At 61.1% G+C, this 4,054-nt stretch carries 3 protein-coding genes; 1 reads left to right on the top strand and 2 read right to left on the bottom strand.

Annotation, left to right across the window (positions count from 1 at the left end; all coding sequences use genetic code 11):
• Positions 1–96: 96 nt before the first annotated feature.
• The gene (locus tag Q0349_RS01015; RefSeq protein ID WP_298078910.1) at positions 97–837 is read right to left on the bottom strand and encodes a phosphatase PAP2 family protein; all 741 of its coding nucleotides are present in this window, start codon (positions 835–837) and stop codon (positions 97–99) included.
• Positions 838–970: 133 nt separating this feature from the next.
• Positions 971–2,569: a S41 family peptidase gene (locus Q0349_RS01010; protein WP_298078909.1), complete on the bottom strand. Its 1,599-nt coding sequence runs from the start codon at positions 2,567–2,569 to the stop codon at positions 971–973.
• A gap of 106 nt (positions 2,570–2,675) precedes the next feature.
• On the opposite strand from Q0349_RS01010, the gene carA reads away from it, so the two are divergent.
• Complete coding sequence (carA, locus tag Q0349_RS01005; RefSeq protein ID WP_298078908.1) at positions 2,676–3,803, top strand: glutamine-hydrolyzing carbamoyl-phosphate synthase small subunit; 1,128 nt, start codon at positions 2,676–2,678, stop codon at positions 3,801–3,803.
• Positions 3,804–4,054: the final 251 nt, after the last annotated feature.

Genomic DNA, 4,054 nt, shown 5'->3' with positions numbered 1-4,054 from the left:
CAGTTGTACGGCGAGGCGGCGCAACACAGTATGAAGCTTTCGGTGGATGGCTATAACCATGAAAAAGCGCCCTGCAGGGCGCTTTTTCATGTTGCATTATTTTTTTTGTAAATGCTTGAATTCTTCTTTTGCCTTCGCCAATTGCTCGATGAACGCCGGTTTAGTGTGCAGGGTGGCAACCACGCTGCTGGCGACTAGCCGCCCGGCATCAACATCACTTTGCCAGTGGTAGCCGCAAATTACCCGGCTTTGCCCCATCTCGTAGCCGCGCTCGAAGATTTCCTGCTGCCGTGCTGGGTTGATTTCGGCCAGCACCAGCGCGGTTGCCCAGCCAATCGCGGTGTGGCCGGAAGGATAGGAGCCGTTCTTCGAGAGTTTTTCTTCGTCGTCCGGGCGGCAAGTGTGCTCATTGAAGAAGGCGAAGGGACGAATGCGCATATAGTGTTTTTTCGCGCCGCGCGTCGCCAGTTCACCCGCGTCCTCGCGGAAATTGCGCACCAGTTTGTTGATTTCCGGCGTGTCTTTTTCGTTGATGCTGACGCCGAAGGCTTCGGAGAACGCCTGCGGTACGCCGTCACCGCTGACGTGGGCGTCGTTGTAGGCGAGTTCGCCGCGCGGGGTGTTGCGCAATTGCTTGCCTTTGTCGTATTGCGCTTTGTCATTCAAGAAGGCGATGCTGTCCATCGCGGGCGGCGGTGGCAACAGCTTGAGGCTGTCGGCGACTTCGTCAATGGTCATGTAATAGACGTCCGGCCGTGTGGTGACGTCGCCTTCGGCGGCGTGGGCGGTGAAGGCGAGTGAGGAAAGCAACAGGGTTGCGAGTAGTGTTTTTTTCATGAGTTTTTCCTGAATCGGGAAAAGAAAATGCGGGCGGCAACAGTGGTCGGTTGTCGTCCGTGCCGCAGGCGTGAAGCCTGTCGGTATTGTAACGCGGATGAAATGGAAACGCCCCGTAGCGGGGCGTTTGCGCTTATTTTGCCGGTTTGATGCCGGGCGGAACGTTGGCGTTGGCCTTGTCGCGCTCGCTTTTCGGCGGCAGGATGTTTTTCGGCAGCGATACGGCAGGCGTCGTCGTCGCCGGTTTGTTGGTGGCGGGTTTGGCGTTTGTCGGGGTGGCCGCCTTGTCGTTTTTCTCCGGTGCGGTTTTGGTTGCAGCGGCTTCTTTAGCTTCTTTTTCGGTGGTGATGGTGGTCGGCGGCGGCGCGGCTTCCGTGTTGGCAGGGGTGTCCGGCAGTTGGGTTTCCGGGGCGATGCTTGCCTGGAGGATGGCCATGGTTTTCAGGATGTTGAGCGCTTCGTAGAGGGCAAAGTCCTGTTTGGCAAGGTCGGTTGCCTGCGGGCTGGGCGCGTTGGTTGTGCTTTGGCCTGCCGGGTTGGCGAGGTGGTTCGGCAGCGCGCTTTCGCGTTCGTTGATGGCGTTGGTTTCGTCCTGCTGCACGTGCAGCGGGGTGAGCAACACTTGCGGCACGATGCCTTTCGCCTGGATGGAGTTGCCCGACGGGGTGTAGTACTGCGCGGTGGTGAGTTTGACCGCGCCGCCGTGGTACAGCGGGATGACGGTCTGCACGCTGCCTTTGCCGAAGGTCGGCTGGCCGACGATGACGGCGCGATGCTGGTCTTGCAGGGCCCCGGCGACGATTTCCGCGCCCGATGCCGAGCCTTCATCGACGAGGACGACGATGGGCAGGCCGGTGAGGATGTCGCCGTCGCTGGCGATGTATTGTTCTTCCTGGTCGGGGTCGCGGCCGCGCACATAGAGTATCGGGCCGCTGTTCAGGAACAGGTCGGCGGTGGCCACCGCGCTGTCGAGGTAGCCGCCGGGGTTGTTGCGCAGGTCGATGACTGCACCGCGCAGGGTGTGTTTGACGCGCAAGGCGGCGATTTCTTTTTCGAGTGCGTCGGTGGTGTCGTCCTGGAACTGGCTGATGCGCAGGTAGGCGTATTCGTCGCCAAGCATCCGCGAGCTGACGCTGCTGGTGGCGATGATTTCGCGCAGCAGGTTGTATTCGGTGATGCCGTCGCCGCGCTGGATGATGAGCTTCACTTCGGTACCGGCTTCGCCTTCGAGCAGGCGTGCGGTTTCGCCGAGGGTGAGGTCGGAGACGTTCTGTCCGTTGACCTGGGCGATGATGTCGCCGCTCTGGATACCGGCGCGGGCGGCGGGCGAGCCTTCGATGGCGGAGACGACGCGCATCGAGCCGGCCTTGATGTCAAGCACGACACCGATGCCGGCGTACTGACCGTCCGCCTGCTGTTCAAATTCCTGGTATTCCTTTTCGTTCATGTAGGCGGAGTGCGGGTCAAGGCGGCCGAGCATCCCGCGAATGGCTTTTTCCATCAGCGCTTCGTTGTTGACCGGCTCGACGTAGTTGCTTTTCACCGTGTCGAAGACATCGACGAAGGTTTTGAGCGCCTCGAAGGGGATGTCGTCGCTCGCGCTTTCATTTTCAAGCGAGGTCAGGGTGAGGTCAATGCTGGCCGGGGGATTGGCGGGCGGTTTGGCGGTTTGCGCGTAAAGGGTCAGGGCGGAGATGAGGGCGACGGCGAGCGGGAGCGAGCGGTATTTCATGAATCTTCCAGTGGGGCTTGATTGGCGCATAAGAATATCGCCAAAGCCGTCTTCTTGCCACTTTGCGGCTTATAATGCGCGATTCAGCACCCTTCGGAGCACATTCATGCAACACGCCATCCTCGCTTTGGCCGACGGCAGCGTCTTCCGCGGACGCGCCATCGGTGCCGACGGCAGCCGCTGCGGCGAACTCGTCTTCAATACCGCCATGACCGGCTATCAGGAAATCCTCACCGACCCGTCCTATACCGGGCAAATCGTCACCCTTACCTACCCGCACATCGGCAACACCGGGGTGAACGCGCTGGACGTCGAATCTGGCGCGTTGCAGGCGGCGGGGCTGGTGGTGCGTGACGCGCCCGCCACTTACAGCTCCTGGCGCGCCAGCGGCTCGCTTTCTGATTACCTGCGCGCACACGGCATCATCGGCATTGCAGACGTTGATACCCGCGAAATCACCCGCCGCCTGCGCACCCACGGCGCACAAAACGCCTGCCTGATGGCGGGCGAGATTGACGAAACTGCCGCCATCGCCGCCGCCCGCGCCCATCCCTCCATGAGCGGGCAAGACCTCGCCAGCGGCATCGGCGTTAAAACCACGCAGGCGTGGGCAGAAAGCGTGTGGGACGCCGCCCGCGACCGTTACCCCGAAAAAAGCGACGGCGACTTTCACGTCGTCGCCTACGACTACGGCATCAAGGCAAACATCCTGCGCTTGCTCGTTGCCAGCGGTTGCCGTGTCACCCTCGTCCCGGCAGCGACCACCGCCGAAGAAGCGCTGGCGCTCAACCCGGATGGCATCTTCCTCTCCAACGGCCCCGGCGACCCCGAACCGATGAGCGGCGCGATAGCCACCATCCGCGACTTCATCGCGCGCAAAATCCCGGTGTTCGGCATCTGCCTCGGCCACCAACTGCTTGGTCTCGCCTGCGGCGCGAAAACGGTGAAAATGAAATTCGGCCACCACGGCGCCAACCACCCGGTGCAAGACCTCGCCAGCGGACGGGTGATGATTACCTCGCAAAACCACGGCTTTGCCGTTGATGAAGCGACGCTGCCGGACAACGTCCGCGCCACGCACCGCTCGCTCTTTGACGGCTCGCTGCAAGGGCTTGCCTTCACCGACCGCCCCGTTTTCGCCTTCCAGGGACACCCGGAAGCCAGCCCCGGCCCGCACGACGCTGAAATCCTCTTTGCCCAGTTCGTGGGCGCGATGCGGGAACGGCGGGTGTAAGAACCTGTTTATAGCTTGGGAAAATCCGTTTTCTTGTGCAAACGGGAGCAGGTAAAACCGCTGATATACCTCCTCTCTCGCTACGCGAGCAATGCTTGTCCTTGTGGATCTGGGACAGCTCGTGCAGCGACACACATTGCTTGCGAAGCAAGAGAGAGAGTTGGGGGGCGAGGACAGTAAACCCATTGAAAAACAGTAAATTCAGTTCATGAACAATATCGCTCACCCCCACCCCGACCCTCCCCCGGGTC

The organism is uncultured Cardiobacterium sp. (genome assembly GCF_938028185.1).
Taxonomy (GTDB): Bacteria; Pseudomonadota; Gammaproteobacteria; order Cardiobacteriales; family Cardiobacteriaceae; genus Cardiobacterium.
This window is presented reverse-complemented; position numbering and strand designations above follow the sequence as displayed.